This is a genomic window from Paenibacillus camelliae (assembly GCF_023715345.1).
Taxonomy (GTDB): Bacteria; Bacillota; Bacilli; order Paenibacillales; family Paenibacillaceae; genus Pristimantibacillus; species Pristimantibacillus camelliae.
In genome coordinates this window covers 129,785-150,151 of sequence record NZ_JAMBNY010000006.1, presented here as the reverse complement: position 1 = coordinate 150,151, position 20,367 = coordinate 129,785, and the positions used below count along the sequence as shown (strand labels likewise).

General features: G+C 42.3%; 15 protein-coding genes and 1 tRNA gene. 7 read left to right on the top strand and 9 right to left on the bottom strand.

Going from position 1 to position 20,367, the window contains the following annotated elements:
• Window positions 1-5: 5 nt before the first annotated feature.
• Both M3180_RS12480 and M3180_RS12475 read right to left on the bottom strand, forming a co-directional pair.
• Window positions 6-2,186: an NAD-dependent epimerase/dehydratase family protein gene (locus M3180_RS12480; RefSeq protein WP_251667893.1), complete on the bottom strand. Its 2,181-nt coding sequence runs from the start codon at window positions 2,184-2,186 to the stop codon at window positions 6-8.
• 99 nt (window positions 2,187-2,285) lie between these two features.
• Window positions 2,286-4,868 carry a right-handed parallel beta-helix repeat-containing protein gene (locus tag M3180_RS12475; protein ID WP_251667891.1) on the bottom strand — a complete coding sequence of 861 codons (2,583 nt, stop codon included), beginning with the start codon at window positions 4,866-4,868 and terminating at the stop codon, window positions 2,286-2,288.
• Between the two features lie 521 nt (window positions 4,869-5,389).
• On the opposite strand from M3180_RS12475, the gene M3180_RS12470 reads away from it, so the two are divergent.
• Complete coding sequence (locus tag M3180_RS12470) at window positions 5,390-6,610, top strand: MFS transporter (RefSeq protein WP_251667889.1); 1,221 nt, start codon at window positions 5,390-5,392, stop codon at window positions 6,608-6,610.
• A 124-nt stretch (window positions 6,611-6,734) separates the two neighbouring features.
• On the opposite strand, the gene M3180_RS12465 is transcribed toward M3180_RS12470, so the two are convergent.
• Both M3180_RS12465 and M3180_RS12460 read right to left on the bottom strand, forming a co-directional pair.
• Window positions 6,735-8,024 (bottom strand): basic helix-loop-helix domain-containing protein, encoded by a 1,290-nt coding sequence (locus tag M3180_RS12465; protein WP_251667887.1) that lies wholly within the window; start codon window positions 8,022-8,024, stop codon window positions 6,735-6,737.
• Complete coding sequence (locus M3180_RS12460) at window positions 8,014-9,612, bottom strand: hypothetical protein (RefSeq protein WP_251667884.1); 1,599 nt, start codon at window positions 9,610-9,612, stop codon at window positions 8,014-8,016. The genes M3180_RS12465 and M3180_RS12460 overlap by 11 nt, the downstream gene beginning before the upstream one ends.
• 209 nt (window positions 9,613-9,821) lie before the next feature.
• Between M3180_RS12460 and M3180_RS12455 the strand changes: the two genes are divergently transcribed.
• The 5 genes from M3180_RS12455 (at window position 9,822) to M3180_RS12435 (ending at window position 15,153) form a co-directional block, all read left to right on the top strand.
• On the top strand, window positions 9,822-10,352 hold the full coding sequence (locus tag M3180_RS12455; RefSeq protein WP_251667882.1) for a GNAT family N-acetyltransferase: 531 nt from the start codon (window positions 9,822-9,824) through the stop codon (window positions 10,350-10,352).
• 13 nt (window positions 10,353-10,365) lie between these two features.
• On the top strand, window positions 10,366-11,292 hold the full coding sequence (locus M3180_RS12450) for a hypothetical protein (RefSeq protein WP_251667880.1): 927 nt from the start codon (window positions 10,366-10,368) through the stop codon (window positions 11,290-11,292).
• 204 nt (window positions 11,293-11,496) lie between these two features.
• Window positions 11,497-12,918: a spore germination protein gene (locus M3180_RS12445; RefSeq protein ID WP_251667878.1), complete on the top strand. Its 1,422-nt coding sequence runs from the start codon at window positions 11,497-11,499 to the stop codon at window positions 12,916-12,918.
• Between the two features lie 13 nt (window positions 12,919-12,931).
• Window positions 12,932-14,032 (top strand): GerAB/ArcD/ProY family transporter, encoded by a 1,101-nt coding sequence (locus tag M3180_RS12440; RefSeq protein ID WP_251667876.1) that lies wholly within the window; start codon window positions 12,932-12,934, stop codon window positions 14,030-14,032.
• An 11-nt stretch (window positions 14,033-14,043) separates the two neighbouring features.
• Window positions 14,044-15,153 carry a Ger(x)C family spore germination protein gene (locus M3180_RS12435; protein ID WP_251667874.1) on the top strand — a complete coding sequence of 370 codons (1,110 nt, stop codon included), beginning with the start codon at window positions 14,044-14,046 and terminating at the stop codon, window positions 15,151-15,153.
• Between the two features lie 19 nt (window positions 15,154-15,172).
• Here M3180_RS12435 and M3180_RS12430 read toward each other — a convergent pair.
• The 3 genes from M3180_RS12430 to M3180_RS12420 form a co-directional block, all read right to left on the bottom strand.
• Window positions 15,173-15,246: transfer RNA gene (locus M3180_RS12430), tRNA-Ala, on the bottom strand.
• 131 nt (window positions 15,247-15,377) lie between these two features.
• Window positions 15,378-15,806, bottom strand: coding sequence for a VOC family protein (locus tag M3180_RS12425; protein WP_251668052.1), 429 nt, complete (start codon window positions 15,804-15,806; stop codon window positions 15,378-15,380).
• 99 nt (window positions 15,807-15,905) lie between these two features.
• Window positions 15,906-16,613 (bottom strand): DNA alkylation repair protein, encoded by a 708-nt coding sequence (locus tag M3180_RS12420; RefSeq protein WP_251667872.1) that lies wholly within the window; start codon window positions 16,611-16,613, stop codon window positions 15,906-15,908.
• A gap of 138 nt (window positions 16,614-16,751) precedes the next feature.
• On the opposite strand from M3180_RS12420, the gene M3180_RS12415 reads away from it, so the two are divergent.
• Window positions 16,752-17,489: an HAD family hydrolase gene (locus tag M3180_RS12415; protein WP_251667870.1), complete on the top strand. Its 738-nt coding sequence runs from the start codon at window positions 16,752-16,754 to the stop codon at window positions 17,487-17,489.
• Between the two features lie 177 nt (window positions 17,490-17,666).
• On the opposite strand, the gene M3180_RS12410 is transcribed toward M3180_RS12415, so the two are convergent.
• Complete coding sequence (locus M3180_RS12410; protein ID WP_251667868.1) at window positions 17,667-19,460, bottom strand: hypothetical protein; 1,794 nt, start codon at window positions 19,458-19,460, stop codon at window positions 17,667-17,669.
• Window positions 19,461-19,471: 11 nt separating this feature from the next.
• Entirely contained in the window at window positions 19,472-20,365 is an 894-nt protein-coding gene (locus M3180_RS12405) for a hypothetical protein (protein WP_251667860.1), read from the bottom strand.
• Window positions 20,366-20,367 lie beyond the last annotated feature (2 nt).

The window sequence follows — 20,367 nt, the reverse complement described above, 5'->3', positions numbered from 1 at the left end:
CTTCCTCACCCCTCATTCATAACTGAGAATGATATTTTAGGATGCGATAATCTCGCCAAAATCGATGAAATATCAAGCTCATTCGTATTAGATAGCAGCACTTGCAGCTGCTTCTCACCATTTAATCCCAAATAATCCGTCTCGCGCAGCAATGGCACAATAAATTGGGATGCTTCCTCTATCGATACATCGCCTAACTCACTTTGCAGCAGCAAGTAAGGCACCTGATGCTGATGCTTAATATCGTTCTTCGAGTGCAGGATTTCATTGAAAATCTCTGGCTGTAATATCATCGTGCCATCGATATAGCGGTTGCGTTCTGTTGCATCAATAAAAGAAAAGGCTTTAGTTAATGCTGAAGCGATCAAGTTCGCTGTTATCTGGAACAAATTCTGGTGATACAAGGAAAAGCTCTCGAATTTCATTCCGTCAATCGCTATAATCGCTGTAACCTGCTCTTTGTAATAGATCGGAGCAACCATGAGAGGAATGGTCGGCTCGAGCTCCTTGTTCAAGTAGATCTGACCCGTTTGCAGTACCTGCTGCAAATACGCGTAATCATCAACTCGCAATGATTTTTTAAGCTCCTCATTTCCATAGCCAGAGCTAGCTAGCAGCCTTAGATAGCTTTGATGCTTGTTGACGCGGTAGATCGTAACCTTCTCTACGCGCATAATTGACTTAACAACATTAACAGCGGAGTTGAATACGAGCTCTGGCTCGAGACTTTCTAGCTCCTTCGTTGCGTAGTAGATTTTGCCGTAGCTGTCATCTGAATTCAGAATTCTGAGCTGCAGCTCATCCTTTACATCTCTAACTTCTTGATAGATATTTTCCAAAAACTCATAGCGTTCACTTACGTCGGATACCTTCTGCTCCTGCTGCGCGATGCGAACATTTTTGCGCTCGATGGCATAACCAACGACAAGACCTATGAACAAGTAGATCGCGATATGGAAGAAGTAGTTCGTGTCATAGGTGAGCGATAAAAAGTCGCGGCCAGCCTCTAGCTGCTCATACGTAAGCAAGCCTATAGATAGTACGACTGATAACAATGCTTGTCGATTACCGTATAAAATTCCAATGATCGTTATATAGAACAATTTGATGTCGATAACGTTCATAATATTGTTAACAAGACTTAAGCTGAGCCAAGCAGTTAAACAGAAAGCTATCAGGTTCTCTGCAGTCGGCAATAGCCATTTTGATCGTTTAGGCCGCAGTTTTACTGGAGCTGCCTCAGCAGCAACTGATATAGCTACCTCTTTCTCTCCTTGCTTTCCAGCAAAATAAGCATATGTACGCTCTATGCCTTCCTCAAAGCTGTAAAGCGGTGACCAGTCTAGGTCATGCATAATCGCGCGATTATCAAGCCTAGAATGTAAAATATCTTTATCTCGCGGTGGCTTCTGCTGTACCTTAATATTAGGCTGCAGCTTGGATAGCACCTCTATTAGATCATTGACAGATTGTGCTTCATTCGTTGAGAGATTGTACACGCCTTCTATAGTGGAATGGACACTGCGATACATTGCATCAACAACATCCTCTACGTAAATAAAATCTCTTGTTTGCTTCCCATCACCATAAAGCTTCAACGGTCTATTGTTCAATGAATCGTTAATAAAGATCGATACGACTCCGCCTTCACCTTGATGGTTCTGTCTTGGACCATATACATTGGAGAAACGAAAACCAATGGTAGATAGCTTGTAAAGCTCACTCCATTTATTTGCATAAATTTCGTTAACGTATTTACTGATCCCATAAGGAGCAATTGGTTCAGCAGGATCATCCTCCGGGTGAGGAATATTGCCTTCAAGTCCATACACAGCTGCGGAAGAAGCGTATAAAAAGCGTTTGACTCCGTACTTCACAGACAGATCGAGCATGTTGACTAGACCTACCACATTCGCCTCCGCATCGAGCTGAGGGTTTACGACCGATTTGCTGACACTAACCTGTGCCGCAAGATGCACAACTACGTCAAATCGATATGCTCTGAACACTTCCTCGCATTTTGGATCCTGCACATCAAGAACATAGCCACGATGCTTGACCTGAACATTGGCTTTTTTTCCAGTAGCTAGATTATCAATAATGAATACCTCATAGCCCTCTTTGGAAAATCGATCTGCTACATGCGAGCCAATAAAACCATAACCGCCTGTAATTAATACTTTCATTGCCTCTCCTCTTTTCTTACATTTGTTAATTCTTCTAACTAAAAACACCTAATGACAGTCAAGGAGATTGATGTAAGTCATTAGGTGTCTTTTCATAAGTTAATTCTTCACTTGAAGCTTCAGTAGGCTATCGGTCTGTGGCAGTCTTAACGCTGCCTTATCATCGAGCAGCACACCATACGAGATCGTATCTCCGGCTTTTATGCTTAGCTGCTCTAGTGATAGCTTTAGCTCGGTGAAGGAAGAGCTTGCCATATAGCTCGTTGAATCGAGCGTAACTAGCTTATTGAAAACCCACGTTTTGTTATCTCCGGCGTACTTATACAGCACACCATTTTCAACTAAATACTCAGCGCCGGACGCTTTCCATCTGGAGGTTTGATATCCTGTAGCATGGTTATTGTCCGTATCCAAGTACAGCTGCAGTTTTTTCGTTGTCACAGATGATGAAAGTGCGAAGTAGATGTGCGTCTGATCGTTGGCTGCATATAGTGCCAATGTGCCATCGCTTGATTGAGCACGCAAATGCTCATTCGCCCATTCATCCTTTTTCCCATCTATATTAAAGCTTGGTGAAGGCAATGGCTCCTCTGTATCAGCTTGTTGGATAGCAATCATATCGCCTCCTGCTGGTAGCTGATTACTTTTGTTATCCTTCCATATATAACCTACAAGCAGCTCGTTCGTTTGACCGATATCTGCTAATGGAATTCCCATCTCAACTGCTGTGCTGTGAATGACTACCTCATTGTTACGGTAATCTTTTACCTTCTTCCAGCTCCAGTCCTTTCCGCTGCCTGTATACTGATAGAGCACTCCATTCTCTACTAAATAATCAGCCTTCTGATTCGACCAGAACGGAATGGAGAAATAAGCCTGGCCTGTTTGATTACTGTAAATATATAGCTGACCTTTTTCCTGAAGCAGCTGACCGGTAATGAGCAAGTAGAGCGTATTATTTTGAATCGTGCTCTTCAGGCTTCTCACGTTAGAGCTGCTCGTAGCGAGTGAAGGAGTATTATTCCAATCATCTGTCAATCCATCAATCTTGAACGGTGGTTGATTATCTACTGGTGGTGTTGTAGGTGGTGGACTTCCTACTGGCGGCGGTGTTGAAGATGGAGGTTGAGTTGTAGGTGGCTGTGCATTACCATCATACTCTGTCGCGCCAAGGTCGATCGTTTTACCAACAATTCGGCTAGTTCCCACAAGATCGAGAGTTCCGACCTCTTTATACGTTACGGTTCCTGCATCTATTGCTGGAGAGGTTGAGGCTAGCTCGATAGAGCTTTCATTTAATTGTACTAAGTTCGGATTAGCTACAATCGATTGCTGATCATGCTTCGTTGCTTTTTGATATTGATCAAGGCTAGTGTAGCGAACACCACCTATGCGCCAATACGAATGAGCTCCATCTACTGCGCTATAAAGATTGTAATTAATCGTATTGCCCGTATTTGTCGTTTTACTGTCGTAGAAATAAGGAGTCTGTTGATTCGTTACAAATAAATTATTAGCAAAAACATTGTTTCTCACTGAATTCTGAAACGTAATTTCTCCGTCTCCAGTGCGCAGTTCGTTGTTGCTGAAAAAAGTATTATTCAGAATAAAATTGTCGATTGCTCCACCGTTACTGCTAGAGGAGCCCCCCATAATTAAGCCTGACATATGGTTATGGTGGATATAATTATTCCGAACAATAATTTGTGTTGCTGCTTGTTTTCCCCATTCACTTGACACTTCGATTCCATAATTACTATAGGACACCGAATTACGCTCGATAACAATTTTTGTTCCGCCATCGACATAAATCCCCGCTGCCGCTCGATAGCCCCGGTAGGCAGGATTATCAATGGTATCAACATAGGAAACCTGGTTACCAGAAATCGTTCCATTACGTGCTTGATCCGTACAGCCCGCTGGACATGTTCCATAAAAGCCAGCTACATCAATGCCGATATTGTTAATCCGTTCAATGACGTTGCCTTCGATCGTAAATCCGTCTACGTTGCCTACAACGGTAAGTGCTTCACTAGAGCCGAGTATTAAATCATGCAAATAATTGTTGGCAATCTTAATATTTGAGATTGCTTTCTTACTATTACCGTACACAATAATGCCATTTGCATTACCTTTATTGGCTAGATGATTAATTTTATGAATATGATTGTTTTGTATGACAATATTTGAGGATTCATCGGTTACTTTTATAGCTGAAATATACTTGGACGCATCACTGACTTCAAAATCAGTGAGTTCAAACCCATCAAATACAATATAATGAGCATTGTAGAATTGAACGAGACTTGAGCTTTTACTAGCGGAGCCGCTTATAACTGGAGTTTCACCTGGATACGCCTGAAAGGTAATGTAGCCAAACGTCTCTGAGCCTGAACTTCTTATCGTAATATTTTCTCTATACGTCCCTCCTCGCACGAATACTGTTTCCCCCGCCTTAACGACATTGGCAGCATGCTGCAATGTTTTCCATGGTGCCTGCTGGCTGCCGTCATTCTCATCTGAGCCTGTTGGTGCGACGTAGTAGACTTTTCCTGGTGTTTGAACATTTGCATTCGCAAATGCTGGTAGATTTACTATGAGAACCATTGCACTTAATAACAGGACAAAGCTAATTTTAATGCGCTTCATAGCTCGTTGATGCTTTGTGCTTGCTAGTATCATTGTGCAGTTCCCTCCATTTACAACTGACATATGCCTCAAGTACTAGTACAACTTAACTATTTATTCTATTATATGGTAATTTCAATTGTAAATGTTTTTAGAAAAAAATCTAGTGGACATCCATATATTTTTACATTTTTTTCATAGTTTAATAGAAAGATAGTTGTTTGTTTATCAGTTAATTGCCCACTTCATAGAACGGATTGGTAAAAATGCACAACATAATGATATTACTATCCAGCACTCAACAAAAACTGAACTTAAAGGGCGCTTACAGCAATTGCACAAAAAAATATTGCTTCCACTTACGAATATCAAACCCTTAATTACCCATAAGTTACAAATCATACATCATTATACTGCGACTTATTTGATTTGTATGTGAGCTACGTTACAGTATCCACTCTTATTAGCTCGATATTTCCTTAGCTGCAGTATTGCGATTTCTAAGGCAAATCGTCATAATTAGTAATAATTTCGTTCATAATGAAGATGAGCTATAGAAAACAGAGGAGTAAATGATGAGCAACTTTTGGAAAGATTCTAAGCAGCGCAAGCTTCTGATTAATGCGGGAATTAGTTGGCTGTTTGATGCAATGGATATTGGTATGCTGTCCTTTATCGTCGCGGCCTTAGCAGTTTCATGGAACTTAGATCCGGGTCAGGTTGGCTGGCTAACTGCTATTAATTCGATCGGTATGGCAGTAGGTGCAGCGTTGGCAGGAGCGATGGCCGACCGGTACGGACGGAAGGTTATCTTGCTAGGTACATTAGTGTTATTTTCGCTTGCTACGGGCTTCTCAGCACTAGCGACAAGCTTCGCCTTGTTATGTGTGCTGCGTTTTATCGCAGGAGTAGGCTTAGGAGGAGAGCTTCCAGTCGCTTCAACGCTTGTATCGGAATCGGTGCCTATTAAGGAACGTGGCAGAGTCATTGTCATATTAGAAAGCTTTTGGGCTGCAGGATGGCTTGTTGCAGCAATTATCTCGTATTTCGTAATTCCTGAGTACGGATGGCGGATCGCCTTTGTTATTGGTGCGGTTCCGGTGTTTTACGCAATCTACTTGCGGAGAAATATTGAAGATTCACCTCGTTACTTAAACCAGCAGCGTACAAAAAAGCTTGGACTTAAGCAGCGTATTTCCTTTATCTGGTCACAGCCTTATCGAAAGTCTACGGTTGTGCTTTGGATTTTGTGGTTTACCGTCGTATTTTCCTATTACGGAATGTTTTTGTGGCTTCCATCTGTCATGGTACTTAAAGGCTTTACACTTGTAAAAAGCTTTCAATATGTGCTCATTATGACACTCGCTCAGCTGCCAGGCTACTTTACAGCTGCATACTTTATTGAAAAGCTTGGGCGAAAGTTTGTACTCGTTGTTTACTTATTATTAACTGCCATTTGCGCTCTATGGTTTGGCTTGGCACAGACGGAAGGTTCTCTGCTCCTTGCAGGCGCATTGTTGTCCTTTTTCAATCTAGGCGCTTGGGGTGGAATGTATGCCTACACCCCAGAGCTGTACCCTACAGAAGCTAGAGCAACGGGTGTAGGGCTTGCGACATCATTCGGACGAATCGGTGGCATTCTGGGTCCATTTTTAGTAGGTATGTTTGTATCTGAAGGCATACCGATAGAGATCATATTCACGATCTTCTTTATATCTATACTAATCGGTGTCATCGCCGTATTATTCTGGGGAAAAGAGACAAAGGGCATTGACCCAGATCTTCAGCGTAGCTAACAAGCACCTGAAGCTGAAAGAAATAGCTACTGTGTATATTAAAGCATTCGTAATTTCGTAAAACGAGCAAGTACAAGATGTATTTCGACATCCTGTACTTGCTCGTTTGTATATGTTTAAGCAATTAATTCTTTTTCTTATAGGCTAGCGATGCCTGCTGCACCTGCTTCAGCTCCTGCTGATAGTGAAACGGATGAACGCTGCTTCGAGAGATTAGTCTCATCACAGAAGGCAGCTGCTCGATGACGGGGCTGGTTCGCTTCTGAAGAGCATGCATAAAGGCTTGCAGCTCATCATGCTTATTCTTCACATAGGTAATGTCTTGCTCTGCTCGTTGCTTAATTCCATTCTTTATCGCTTGACCCGCTTCTTCTATATCCTGCAGCGAGTCATATATTCGTTGGTGCTTGCGCTGCTTAATAATCAGCTTATGATTAAGCTGCTCCATCACCTTTCTTGCCAATTGGTGAAGCGCATCTACAAGCTCATCCTCTTGCTTTTGTGAGAACAGACGCTTGATGCTGCTTGATAATCGTCCGCCACCACTTGCTCCCGCATAGGCTCCAACCATTGCCCCAGTCATTCCACCAGCCGGGCCGAACAGCATCGTACCGACAATAATCCCTGCTTTTTGTCCAAGTGCACCAAGCACGACACGTGAAGAGGTATCACTAATGACATTGAACACCGCTTGATTCATAGAGACATCATCCTGCCATACTCTCTTAATATTGTTAATAGAGCTTACTCCTGCTGCAATCCAAGGAAGCTCAAAATCTAGCAAATCCTCAGCATGCTGAAGCGTCAAGGTTGTTGCTTCCAGCACATCGTCTCTTGATAAGCTCGATACATACACCATTGGATTACCTTCAAAGTAAGGAGCCAGCTCCTCATTAACATAGACGGGAATATCGGGATAGGTCGTCAGATGCTCTCTCACGCCATCTGGGTTAGCCAAATTCTTCACTTGGAACGGCTGTCCATCGACGAGAATATCCCAGCCTGCTTGGTTAGACGTTTCAGGAAATTCCACCTCATGCCCCTTTGCTTGCAGCTCAGCAGCAAGCATCTGCTCAGCAACATAGCCTTGCAGCTGAGCCATATCTCCAGTAAGTGTCGACGTGTCAATATGACTTGCAAATTGACTTAACGTAAACAACGAGGATAAATCCTCTGTTCTTGCAAAATCAAGCCCGCTTACAACCTCCGGCTGCAGCATGACAACATCATAAATAAATTCACCGACACTAATCATCGTAACTGCTGCTGTCTGCTTCATCTGATCTGGGGTACCAAACAGCATCGTTTGCAGCCGATTGGTTTGCTTAGGCTCTTCATGAGCAGCACAGCGCAACGCTGCTTCGTACTGACCTTTTTTCCAATGCTCCCAGAAACGCTGATTACTAATCCCCATAAGCTTCCTCCAATAGCTTCGGCTCATCCCACCCAAGATCAGCCAATCCATAGTTTGCTTGTTCCTGCTCATAGATAAGCTGCTCAATCTGGCGCAGCTGTTGATTCAGCTGTTTAGCGATGGCTTGCTGCTCGTCTCGAACGGTTTCTACACTAGCTGTTGTCTGTGACAATTCGTCAATCTCAGCCTGTAAAGCCCGGTATTGCTCGCGTTCAGCCTGCATAAAGACAGCTCCTGTTGCTCGTAATACTTCCTCTGCCATATTCGATACAATGGGCTCAAGCTTTTTCTGTTCATCATAAATGTCGAGTGACAAGGTCATCTTCTTAAACTGACTGCCAAGCTTATCAAAAAAACCTGTCGCTTCAGGACGATTCTGCTTTGCTTCACGAAGCTCGACAATCGTTTGCAGCACGCTAATATACTTAAGCACATAGCCGGAAAAGGCAGATGATATGGAAAGCTTAGTGACATCACTCTCTTTAAGCGTTTCGATGATGCTGTGCTTAATGCTCGACATCTCGGCTAGACGCACTCTTATACTCGCTTTTAGCTTGCCAATTTGTTCATTATGCTCTTCAACGACCGCTTCAACAGCAGCCTTCTCTCGACTAAGCACCGCTTTTTCAGCTTGCAGCTGTACATATTCTTGATAGCGGCTTTGCCATTCACGAATAAATTCTTCGTAGCTTGGCTCCTGACCACTAGAGCTCATATAAGGCAAGGCGATTTGCATTACAATAATCGGCAGAAGCTTCTTCTTCAGCGCCTTATTCTGATGTCTAACAAGCAGCATCCCTCCCCCTAGCAGCAGCGGAATAATAAACAGAGGATTAGCTAATACAGCAATCGTCGATGTTAAACCGGTATAAAACCCAAACGGCAGTGTAAGTCCGAATAGGCCTGCAAATGCAGCTACGAGCGAGGTTGCCGTAGTGTAGAAGGCAAAGCCGCTTACCTCTACAATGATGGCGAATACGATGCTTGTCCCACTTGTCGCAATCGCTTTTCGTACCATATCATCGGTAAGATCATTAATGCCTAGTTTATCTTTTATTTTGGCTTGCTTGTCTTCTGGCAAGCTATGAATATATTCATTCACTTGAGCAGCAAATTTCGTCTGATCCTCAATTGTAAAATCTTGAAAGCTTTGATCGAGCTCACTAAATACTTTGCTCATTTGATATGTAATCATCTGCTGCAGCTTCGTTGCAGAGCTCGATGCCTCTACAAATGCTCGAAACTGCTTATCCTGCTTCAGCAGCTGCTCATAGACATCTTGAATGATCAGCTGGCACTGATCCTCAATTTCTTTCCTTACTGCATACTTGGTGCCTCTCAGCTTTAACAGCTTCGTTATCTCTAGAAATAAGTCAACCTTTAGTACTTCATCGTCTATCGCTTCTAGCTTGCTAACCTCATTGGTTAGATGCAGTGTGAAATGATCCTTTTCTTCATCGAAAAACAAGTCCTTCGTTTTCGACGCTAATAAATGTCCGATATTCGTTCGGCACAGTAACGCATACACCATACGTAAATCTGTTCCGTGCAGTGACATTAACCCGCTAGCCAAAATTTGTCCGTCCAATCACTCCACCCCTACCATTTGATGTAGGTTCATTATACTATAGGACCTTTGATATAAATCTAGCCCATAAATTGGATATATGAACTTCTTGCTAGATCGCTTTATAGAAAGAACTTACATGCCTGTTCTCCTAGAGATCATGTATAATAGTTAAGAACTGAATATAAACTTCTCAGGCCATTGTACCTAACGAATGCGAGGAATATCTTATGAGAATCATCGATTTTGAGCAGTTAACTGAAGAACATATACTGGATGGAGTATGGCAGCTGCTATGCAAGTATGACCATTCGTTTATCCCCCCATTGTCCGCTCGCGAAAACACATTTCAAGCTGAACTAACGGGATCGCTGATTAAAAAAACAGAGCCTAGACAATATTTTGAAATATTAAAGCAGCAGGCCTTCTTAGTTGCGCTGGATCATCATGAAGTCGTTGGCTTTATGTCCTATCGTCCTCATTATCAGTGTGAGGATTTAAATGATCACATCAATACGATCTATGTCACGACAATTATTGTAGATGAAGCACAACGAGGTAAGGGCATCACGTCCAGCTTCTATAAGGAAATCCTTGCATTGGCGGCAAGCCAAGCTATGCCCGTAACAACGAGAACATGGTCAACCAACGCTAGCCATATTCATATATTAGAAAAGTTCGGCTTTCACGAGGTGAAACGTATTCAAGATGGACGCGGTCCGAATATTGACACGGTATATTACCGTAAAGTTACCGAATGAAAGGGAGAGCTGAATGCATCGTAAATTTTCTCTATGGCAAAAGCTAAAGGCCTATAAGCTGCAAAATAATATTTATGTTATTGTTATGCTGCTTGGCAGCATATTCGCCGCAATTATCGTATATATATCGCCGCTGCAGGAAGTAAGGTTTGTACCTGAGCTTACGCTTGCCATCGCTACCTCCTTATTAGCGACGATCTTTGGACTAGTATCTGATGTTTATGTAAAGTATAAAACGTTTGAAAACGATCAGCTGCTTGAGGGGATTCACGAATTTGGTATAAGTAATTTGCATTTTAATAAAAAGCTGCTGCTCGAAAACCTACTGCAATCGTCAGATAAGGAAGTGTGGATCTCAGGCTACCGGTTAATCCTAACTAGTAAAATTACAACAAGCATCGCACAGGCTATTAAACAAGGTGCAGTCGTTAAAATTCTTGTGTCACCACCTTGGAATGACAGCTTCAAGCTCGTATATGGGGATAACGATCGTGTTATTGATAATTACTGCAAGGTGTTCAGTGCGATTGCAAAGGCATGTGCTGAGATGGGTACCGATGTAGATAAAATATGCGAGGTTCGCTTTACACATAAGCCACTGTTCAATGATACGTATAAAGTCGATATGAATCTCATCACCGGGCCTTATATGCATAATCAAGACGAGGAGCATCAACGTATAACAGCAAATGATTTCTTTACCTATGATCTAATAAAAAAGAGCAGATTGTACACCTTAGTGGAAAACGAATACTTAACGGTGTGGCATGAAGCAGGTGAAATGCTGCAGTGGAGCAAATATATGACTGCAGCCGAATACATTCGAACAAACGATTTGCGTGAAAGAGAAAAGGTCGAGCTATTGCAAAACTCCTGCATACCTACTCCCGCACACAATGCTCCAAAAGAATCTGTAGCTTATATAAAACAGCAAGCATGATATCATGCCTGCTGCTTGGACATATTTGTTTTTCCTGATATCCCAAAAAGGTGGGCATCGATTACGCTTAATTGCGTTAGTCGATGCCCACCTTTTCATTCCTATCCACTTTCTCTCGATTACTTTCAGCTTCCTGTTTAAGTATAACTTTCTAAACAGTGGTAAAACATAACTAGAACAGATTGGATAAGGCGGAACTTGCAAATGACAGATTCTAATCACATAATTGCTCCTAGTCTTCAGCACACGCTCGACAATTTTAAAGATTGCATCGATCTTACTCATCGTACATTTCCAGAGATCAATGTGCATCTAGTGTACTTTGATCATTTAATTAATAGTGATGAATTATATCGATATATTACCCCACTGACCGAAGCTAGAGAATATGAAATTCAGAACCTGCTTATAAGAAGCCAATATCAACTCGCTTTGGATTCTGATACGGTAATTAAAGGGATATTATATGGAAAGATAGCTATTTTTCATAAGGACGATACTTATTTAGTCGATGCCTATAAACCAGAAGCACGTTCGATTGATGCATCTCAAACAGAAACCGTTATTACAGGTCCACACGATTCCTTTACTGAGCCTGCTTTATCAAATTTGTCACTCATTAGAAGTAAAATAAAAAGCTCACATTTGAAGGTTATAAAGCTAGAGGTAGGTGAGATTTCCAAAACGGATCTATATATACTGTATATCGATGGATTAGCTAACATGGACTATGTTAAAGAACTGGTTGAACGTATTGAGTTGATTGAAGTGGATGCGGTTCACGATGGAAATATGCTCATCCAATACATCGATGATTTTCCTAACTCCATTTTCCCTTTGTTCTCAACGTCAGAGCGACCAGATACCGCAATATCCAAGCTCGTTGCTGGAAAAATCATTGGTATCCTAGATGGCAGTCCTTCTGTATTTACAGCACCTTCCTCTTTCTTTGAATTTTTTGCATCACCCGACGACTACTACCAACGATGGATTCTAGGTACTGCAACACGTTTACTGCGGTTTGCAGCATTAGTTATTACGCTGACATTTACAGCCTTATACGTTTCAGTTACAACCTTTCATTATGAGATGATTCCTGAAGCATTGCTACTAACGTTAACGGAATCTCGAAGCAGAGTACCATTCCCCCCGATTTACGAGGCGCTGTTAATGGAGCTAACGATTGAATTACTGAGAGAAGCTGGAGCAAGGCTCCCTACTAAAATCGGACAAACGATCGGGATTGTCGGAGGTATCGTCATCGGTCAAGCTGCAGTCCAAGCAGGCCTAACGAGTAACGTGCTTATCATTGCAGTTGCATCTTCAGCAATTGCATCCTTTGTTATCCCTAGCTACGTGATGAGTGCCTCCATTCGACTAGTTCGTTTTGGCTTAATCATATTAGCTGGCACACTAGGAGATCTTGGTATTGCAATGGGAATTGCTTATATCGTTATCCATCTATGTGGACTAACGAGTTTAAATACATCTTATATCACTCCCGTCGCTCCCTCGTACTTCAACGATTGGCGTGACGTATTTATTAGAGCACCCTTATGGGCAATGCGTGATCGACCATCGCAATCCAATACACCAAACAAAGTAAAAATGAAGCAGAAGAAATAATTGGAGGATCAACATGAGGGAAAAATTGCATCCATTCCATATTGCAATACTCATTTATATGACACAATCTGGGGTCGTTATTTTCTCATTGCCGCGTGTGCTTGCACAGCATATGGGATATAACGGGTGGATTGCTTTAACTGTCTTCTATGTCATTGTGGCGTTAAATATATCGTTAATCTCACTTGCTTATCGTCTTGCTGATGGTAAATCGATCTTTCAAATTATCGAACATTTCTTTCCAAAAATAGCGGTGATTCCCCTTTATATTTTTTTACTTACGCTATGGATGATGATTGGTTGTATATCTGCCAAAAGATATATTATCATTTATCAGATTTTCGTCTTTCCAACCACTCATCCGATGCTTATTAAAATATTGGTAGATACGCTTGCTTTTCTCCTAATAATAAAGGGAATCTACAATATATCTAAAGCTGCAACGGTGTTTTTCTGGCTTGTCATTTGGACCATATTGCTGCTGCTTTTCTTTCTTCATGATTTTCAATGGATCAATTTAACATCATTTTATTTCCATGAATCGTCTGATATCGTAACAGGCAGCTTTAGAATATTTACAGCCTTTTTGGGATATGAGCTAATACTGTTGCTCTTTCCTTACGCTGAAAAGAGAAAAGGAGTTATGAAGGCAGTACATATCGGTAACCTGCTCACTTTTCTAACCTACATATTGGTATGTCTCGTATGTTATGGTTTCTACAGCTTCGATCAGCTAAAACGAATGAAATTTCCGATGCTCGATCTGTTAGCTTATATCGAGTTTCCCTTTGTCGAACGTATAGAGAATTTGATTTTCAGCCTTTATTTGTTTACCTCCTTAATCGGAATTGTCATGTATTGCTGGTCTGCCCTCGAAGCGGCGCAACGAATACTTCCGAAAGCTAACGTAAAGTGGCTAGCAGCTATTATTATGGCCGTAGCATACGTGGTCTCCTGGGTACCAACTGTACTGGTTGAAGTTGATGCTTGGCTTCAATATCTTGGGCAGATCGAGATCGGAGTAGCCTTCGGACTACCATTGATGTTGCTCTTATTTCTGCTACTCCAAAAGAGGAGGGATGAGCCATATATCGATTACAACGAGCCATCATGATGCTGCTTGTCATGCTTCTGCTAATAGGATGCGGGGACCAGCGAGTACTGGAGAAGCTGGGGTTTACACAAACAACCAGCTATGATCTTGATCCTAATACGGAGGAATCTTCAGATGACGAGAAACAAGGGCAACAAAAATTATTAATAAGCGTAACGATACCGAGAACTAGAACTGAGAATAGCAGAGAATTGATTACTGCTACAGCTTATACTAGCAAGGAAGCAAAGATAAAACTTTCAAGTCAAACCGAGCTTACAATAGTAAGCGGTCAGCTGCGTAATACGCTTTTCGGGCTTAGCTTAGCTAAACAAGGCATATGGGAGCATATTGATACGTTAGTTAGAGATTCTTCGATCTCCCCGCGGGTTAAAGTTACGATCGTCAACGGCAGCGCACATGAGTTACTATCTAAAGATTATTCACAGCATAATCGAACAGGAAAGTACCTTGATCGTATGCTAGAAAAGGAAGCAATCTCACAGACGGTTCCAGAAATTACTCTTTATCGATTTACTAGAGACTTTCTGGATGATGGGATTGATGCTGTAGCACCAATTATTAAGCAGCTTGACGAACATGTTTCAATAGATGGGATTGCCTTGTTTCAGGGTGATCGCTATGTTACAAAAGTAGAGCCTGATGATACGTTAATTTTCGCCTTCCTACGAGGGAGATTTAAAAATGGTGAGATGAGCGTAGACATGTCTGAAGTCGGTAGAATTAATGAGCATATTATGTTCAGCTCTATGATCAGTAAACGAAAGATCAAGATTAAAACGACCTCTGAAGGTCAACATTATCATGCGGATATTAGCATAAATGTTAGAGGTTCCGTGTTGGAGTATACAGGGAAGCTTAGTCTTGATAATGTCGAGCACCAAAAACAAATCGAGAAGCTTATTGCTGAATATATAAAGCTAAAGACTGAGGAAATGGTTGCTATGATGCAAAAAAACAATGTGGATAGCATCGGATTAGGGAAATATGTAAGGAATAAGCTTAGCTATGAAGAGTGGAAGAATCTGGATTGGAGAAGGATTTACCCCAATATCGAAGTAACATGCAACGTTAATGTTCGAATAAAGGACTTCGGTAAATTCGTTAATATTGAGCAGTAATGCCTGCTACAATGGGGTTTGGTGGAGCCACGCGGAATCGAACCGCGGACTGATCGCTGCCAGCGATCTGTTTTCCCCCTAAACTATGACCCCACACTTACTATTTCATTATTATACCAAAACTATATCATGTTGTTAAAGCAAAAACTAGAGAGGATGCCCATTCATGGCGATCCTCTCTTTCATTAATTATTTATGTTAGCAATGATGAGATAACTGCGTTATTATGACTGTTCTGCAGAGACATTCAATTGGAAGGTAACACCGAACTTGTCCCTTACAATCCCGTACAATGGACTCCACTCGGTCGCCTGTAGAGGCATGACAACATCTCCGCCGTCTTCTAAAGCTGCAAAGATTTCCTTCGTTTTCTCTTCATCCGGACTTTGGATCGAGATCTGAACATTATCGCCTTGTTGATGAGGCATGCCAGGGAAAGTATCAGAGAACATAAGATCAACATCTCCAACCTTTAAGTGAGCATGCATAACAAGCTCCTTCACGTCATCCGTTAATGGATGATTCGGGTCTGGTGGAAGCTCACCGAATGTCATTAGGCTTTCAATACGCCCAACGAGTACCTTCTCATAAAAATAAATAGCTTCTCTTGACTTGCCTTCAAAAACAAAATACGGGTTTAATCGAATCGTCATCATTGAACACCTCTTTCGAAGGATTGGTCTTGCTTTATCCATTATATACCAATAACGTCCAATGTAAAGCATTTTTACGAACAAATGATCTGTTTTTTTCTAGCATCTTACATATTTGCGTTTGAAGCCTATCTGCCCCTTTTCAACAGCTTTTTTTATCGTTTCCGAAGCTTGAAGGACACTCGTTTTTTTCTTATCACGCTTCACTTCTACCGGCCCTACTCTTTTTGCTGTCTCCACAGCCAGTTCGTGGAGCTGAGAGAAGGATATACCTACAGTATAAATAAATTGATTCATCGCATATTTGGCACGTTCAGGTGAGCTATGAATCGTAGCTTCTACTGCCTCTAGCATGCTCGCAAGCTTTTGTTCAGAAAATTCATGGTCTGGACGATTGCCTAACAGCCAGCAGTAACAGCTCCAGCCTGCAGACATTTTGAGCTCTTCTCCACTTGCAATCCACTCATCTGCAACGTCCTGCGCAATGTCTGTCTCTGAAAGAGTAACTGCAACGACGTAATCAGATAACATGTAGAAATAAGCTCTATCGATCCAGCGCTCGAAGTCTGCTGCTGTCATTGCTTTAGGATCAGCAATAACACCTGCAAAATACATCGCGTCATAGTTTCCTGTAGCATAGAGCTGCTCGGCTAATTCCTGGTCTTTTTTTATTATTCTCGACATAGGCTTCATTGCACCCGTCGCGACTCCAAAAAGAGGCTCCTGCGCTCCATTAGATACATAAATTTTCTTGGTACGCTCCTTGCCAAGTGCTTCAAGCTCCTGCATAACCTCTTGTAAATTCATATATAACCCACCTTATATAGATTTCTCTTTTATCGATGCAGCATGATCATTATACCATCTTGCAGCCAAGCATCGACAATCTCACTGCAGTTATAAAAAGGCAATACTTGTCACAGCAGTTGCCGGAGTCATCAAGCTATGTTACCGTTTAAATATATGATGAAAGGAACGATATTACTGAAGGATATGGAGGAGAGAGAGATGATAAAAGCGATTGTTTTTGATTTGGATGGCACGATTATAGATACCGAATCGTCTTGGTATACAGCATTGGTCGATATTTACGGTGAGTACGGAGCTACGTTAACGCTTGAGCAATATTCCACCTGTATCGGTACTAGCCTAGATGCTTTCGATCCTTATGAGCATCTCATTAAGCAAGGAGAGCTGGATGTCACGCTTGATATCGTCAAAGACAAGGTTAAGCAGCGCTATGATGAGCATATGCTTAAGGAGCAGGTTCGCCCTGGCGTTCCTGAATATCTCGAGCAAGCCAAGGCAGCAGGCTTAAAGCTCGCTGTTGCGTCCAGCTCGCCTAGAGAATGGGTAGAGCGTTATCTCAATCAGCTTGGATTGCTTCATTATTTTGATGTGATCTGCACAGCCAGTGAAGTAAAACAAGTGAAGCCTGATCCTGAGCTATATGAGCTTGCGTTACAGAAGCTGGGCGTTCGTCCAGAAGAGGCTGTAGCGATCGAAGATTCACCTAATGGTGCGCGGGCAGCTGTAGCTGCAGGCATTCACTGCATCGTTGTGCCAAATCCAATTACTAAAACGCTAATATTCGATATTCCGCATCAACGAGTAAATAGCTTGGCCGAGCTGGACTTCCAAGACTTAATGACTAAGCCACTGCAAACGACGCATAATGGTTAGCGTAAGTACATTTCATATATAAGTTATAAACTTGATCGGAGTGTGGTGGCCGCCACACTCTATTAAAAAAAAGCTATGACCGTCACTGAGCTGTTCTCACATAAGGTTACAATAATACATGTAACCTTATGTGAGAGGCGCTTCATACAGTCATAGCTTTTTACCTTACTATTGGTGCTACACGGAACGGATAACGTAGTTTCGCCATTCTTGATGAAAATCGATATCGAGCTTGTATATATGGTTCAACCGTTCAAGCTCAGGCAGTGCATCCTCCGTATAGAGATCCATAGCATTCATGCGATCCTTAATTCCATCGATATCTGCACGCAGCACTTGCAGCAGCTGCTGTGTATCAGCACGAAACTGCTGGTTAAGCTGCTGGGTTGCTGCTTGCAGCTTTTCACGCTCTTCCTCAAACATACGACGTATATTGGCAACGAGTAAGCCATGCTTCACGTTAAATAGATCCGCCTTCTCCAATACTAGCATCACCACATTCGCAGCAATGATCGTCAATATAATTTGCAACGGCTCCATTAACCAGTTCGGCAGGCCAAATTGCTTCTCTGCGTATTCCATAAGCAGCTCAATGACAATTGTCGTAATCGTTGCGCCTAGTATTTTCACGATAGAGTCAGCCTTCTGTGCAGCTGTAGCGTGCTTATCGCCGAGTACTTTAACACAGGAGACAAGTGACATAACAAGGCTTTTTACAAGCTTCAGCAGTCGCTTCACCGTCGCCTTTACAAGTCCAATAAGGATATCGAAGAACGACTTTAGAAATTTCCCAATCATGCTGCTACGTATATGCTGGAAAATTGAGCGCATATTTTTCATTACATAGGCGGTAACTCTTCCTGCAGCTGCCTTCAGCTTAGATAAAAATCGATCCAGCGTCATCTGCTTTTTCTGGGCAAGCTGCTTTACCTCATAGGTAATCGGTGGTACCGCATAGTATAGCAGCTGACCGGCAAGCATTTTAGGAATGGAGCGTGCTGTCGTTGATAGCGCATCCTTCGCTACATTACCATATTGCGTATGCTTCAGCATTGTCACGCTTTCTTTATTCTGGGAGTGTCGTATATTATGCTCCAGCTCCTTACGAACACTGTCCTTCACTTTCCCTGACTCATCCAGATAGCCTTTATCTTTTAGAGTTTGCTGCTTATCACCGGAAGCTGTTTCCTTCTCCCACTGTGAGATGATCGCATCGGATAGCTGCTTCGGTGTTGCGCGATGCGTAATATCTTGTCCGCGATTGTCGTATACACGTACATCTCCCTTTGATGTATTCGCTGAAGCGTGCAGCATCTGGAAGTTATCGCTTGAGTTATAGAATTGACGCATGCTTTCAGCACCTGGCTCTGACAAATAACGTGCGTTATATGTAGCAGCCTCACGAGACTGGATATGATCTGCATGCAGGTCGCTAACTAGTATTTCCTTGCCGTTACGTACGACGGTCGTGTGTGAGCCTTCATAGCCCGTTAACTCATCAACGAGCTTGCCTTCAGCAGCTTGCTTGCTGTCACGGTATTGCTGCTTACCGCGTTTATCCAGCTGGTCCTTTTCACGATCCTGTGTAAAGAGCTTCCGCTGTGACTTATCATTGAGTCGTTTCAGCTCATGCTGAGTCGCACTGTGCAGCTCTGAATCATTAATGTTATATAGCTCCTTAACGTGACTATCCTTTAGCACATCATGATCCTGCTCATAGGTGAAGTGCTTAATGCGGTGGTACATCTGGTCAGCTGTTATATAATAATCACTTGTATCAAAATAATGTCTTACAATTTCGCCTGATAGATCCTTGGCGATCGATTCACCGAGCCGGATTCCTAAGCTCTGGTTCAATATGGCATGATGCTTCATATTGATCTGCTTTACGGCAGTCATCACTGTATGCTCGTAATCCTTCACATACTGATCTCTTCGTTCGATCAGTTCGGTTACACTCAATTGGCTCATCATCTTTCTCCTTAGCTTGATTTTAGCAGCATATGCTGCTCCAGCTGCTTCGATTGTTCCTCTAGCAGCGTTTGGTAATCCTCTAGCTCCTGAAGATCCTCTTCATCACTGGTATGCTCTAGTAGTCGTGTCAGTACTGGCGTATTGTAAAATTTGCAGGAAATGACATAGAAGAAGAAGGCATTTCGCACAAACTGATAATGCTTGTGGTACATCGTATCCTGAAGCAGCTGTATATCATAGTCATACTGCACCTCGCCAAGCGCTTGACCAGCAATGACCATATGCTTTAATGACTCTGCTTCAAAGAAGGCTATAATTAACGTCAGCTCTGGAATAATTCGTTCACGAATAAACGTTAAAATAAACCGTACCGTATCCATGTACAGGCTGCACAGCTCCAGCTCCAGCTCCGTTACTTCCTTCTTCATACGCAGCCGATGTAGCAGCTCCTCGAACTGTAGCTGTATTTTCGGAATTTCGAGTTCAAGCTTATCATTAGCTTTTTTATTGCGCCATGCAACGTAAAATGGTGTTTTTACAAGAGATTCGAGGAACATCCCTTTATCACTAAAGTCCTTATCAACGATATATTGATCCAGCTGCTCAAACTCTGACTTTGGCCGTTTCATCATTAGCTTCATTTCTTCCTCGGCATACTCGCCTGAGGATTTTACATTGCCGAAGCTGCTCAAAAAGAGTTGCATCGGCTCAATTTGAGCCTGCCATGAGTTCATCCGCAGATCATTGACCTCTTCTATGCGCAGGTTATACTCCTCGTACAGCCGATTAATTAGCTGTACAAGCTCGGCTACCTCTTCGTTATAGCTTTCACGTAAATCCTCAAGCTCAGAGATCAAGGATTCATTCCTAGTTCGTCCCATAAATTTATCAAAAAATCCCATGC

Bases quoted from the DNA above. Each gene is read 5' to 3' on its own strand.
- M3180_RS12480 (WP_251667893.1), bottom strand. From the start codon at position 2,186: ATGAAAGTATTAATTACAGGCGGTTATGGTTTTATTGGCTCGCATGTA.
- M3180_RS12475 (WP_251667891.1), bottom strand. From the start codon at position 4,868: ATGATACTAGCAAGCACAAAGCATCAACGAGCTATGAAGCGCATTAAA.
- M3180_RS12470 (WP_251667889.1), top strand. From the start codon at position 5,390: ATGAGCAACTTTTGGAAAGATTCTAAGCAGCGCAAGCTTCTGATTAAT.
- M3180_RS12465 (WP_251667887.1), bottom strand. From the start codon at position 8,024: ATGGGGATTAGTAATCAGCGTTTCTGGGAGCATTGGAAAAAAGGTCAG.
- M3180_RS12455 (WP_251667882.1), top strand. From the start codon at position 9,822: ATGAGAATCATCGATTTTGAGCAGTTAACTGAAGAACATATACTGGAT.
- M3180_RS12450 (WP_251667880.1), top strand. From the start codon at position 10,366: ATGCATCGTAAATTTTCTCTATGGCAAAAGCTAAAGGCCTATAAGCTG.
- M3180_RS12445 (WP_251667878.1), top strand. From the start codon at position 11,497: ATGACAGATTCTAATCACATAATTGCTCCTAGTCTTCAGCACACGCTC.
- M3180_RS12440 (WP_251667876.1), top strand. From the start codon at position 12,932: ATGAGGGAAAAATTGCATCCATTCCATATTGCAATACTCATTTATATG.
- M3180_RS12435 (WP_251667874.1), top strand. From the start codon at position 14,044: ATGCTTCTGCTAATAGGATGCGGGGACCAGCGAGTACTGGAGAAGCTG.
- M3180_RS12425 (WP_251668052.1), bottom strand. From the start codon at position 15,806: ATGACGATTCGATTAAACCCGTATTTTGTTTTTGAAGGCAAGTCAAGA.
- M3180_RS12420 (WP_251667872.1), bottom strand. From the start codon at position 16,613: ATGAATTTACAAGAGGTTATGCAGGAGCTTGAAGCACTTGGCAAGGAG.
- M3180_RS12415 (WP_251667870.1), top strand. From the start codon at position 16,752: ATGTTACCGTTTAAATATATGATGAAAGGAACGATATTACTGAAGGAT.
- M3180_RS12410 (WP_251667868.1), bottom strand. From the start codon at position 19,460: ATGAGCCAATTGAGTGTAACCGAACTGATCGAACGAAGAGATCAGTAT.
- M3180_RS12405 (WP_251667860.1), bottom strand. From the start codon at position 20,365: ATGGGATTTTTTGATAAATTTATGGGACGAACTAGGAATGAATCCTTG.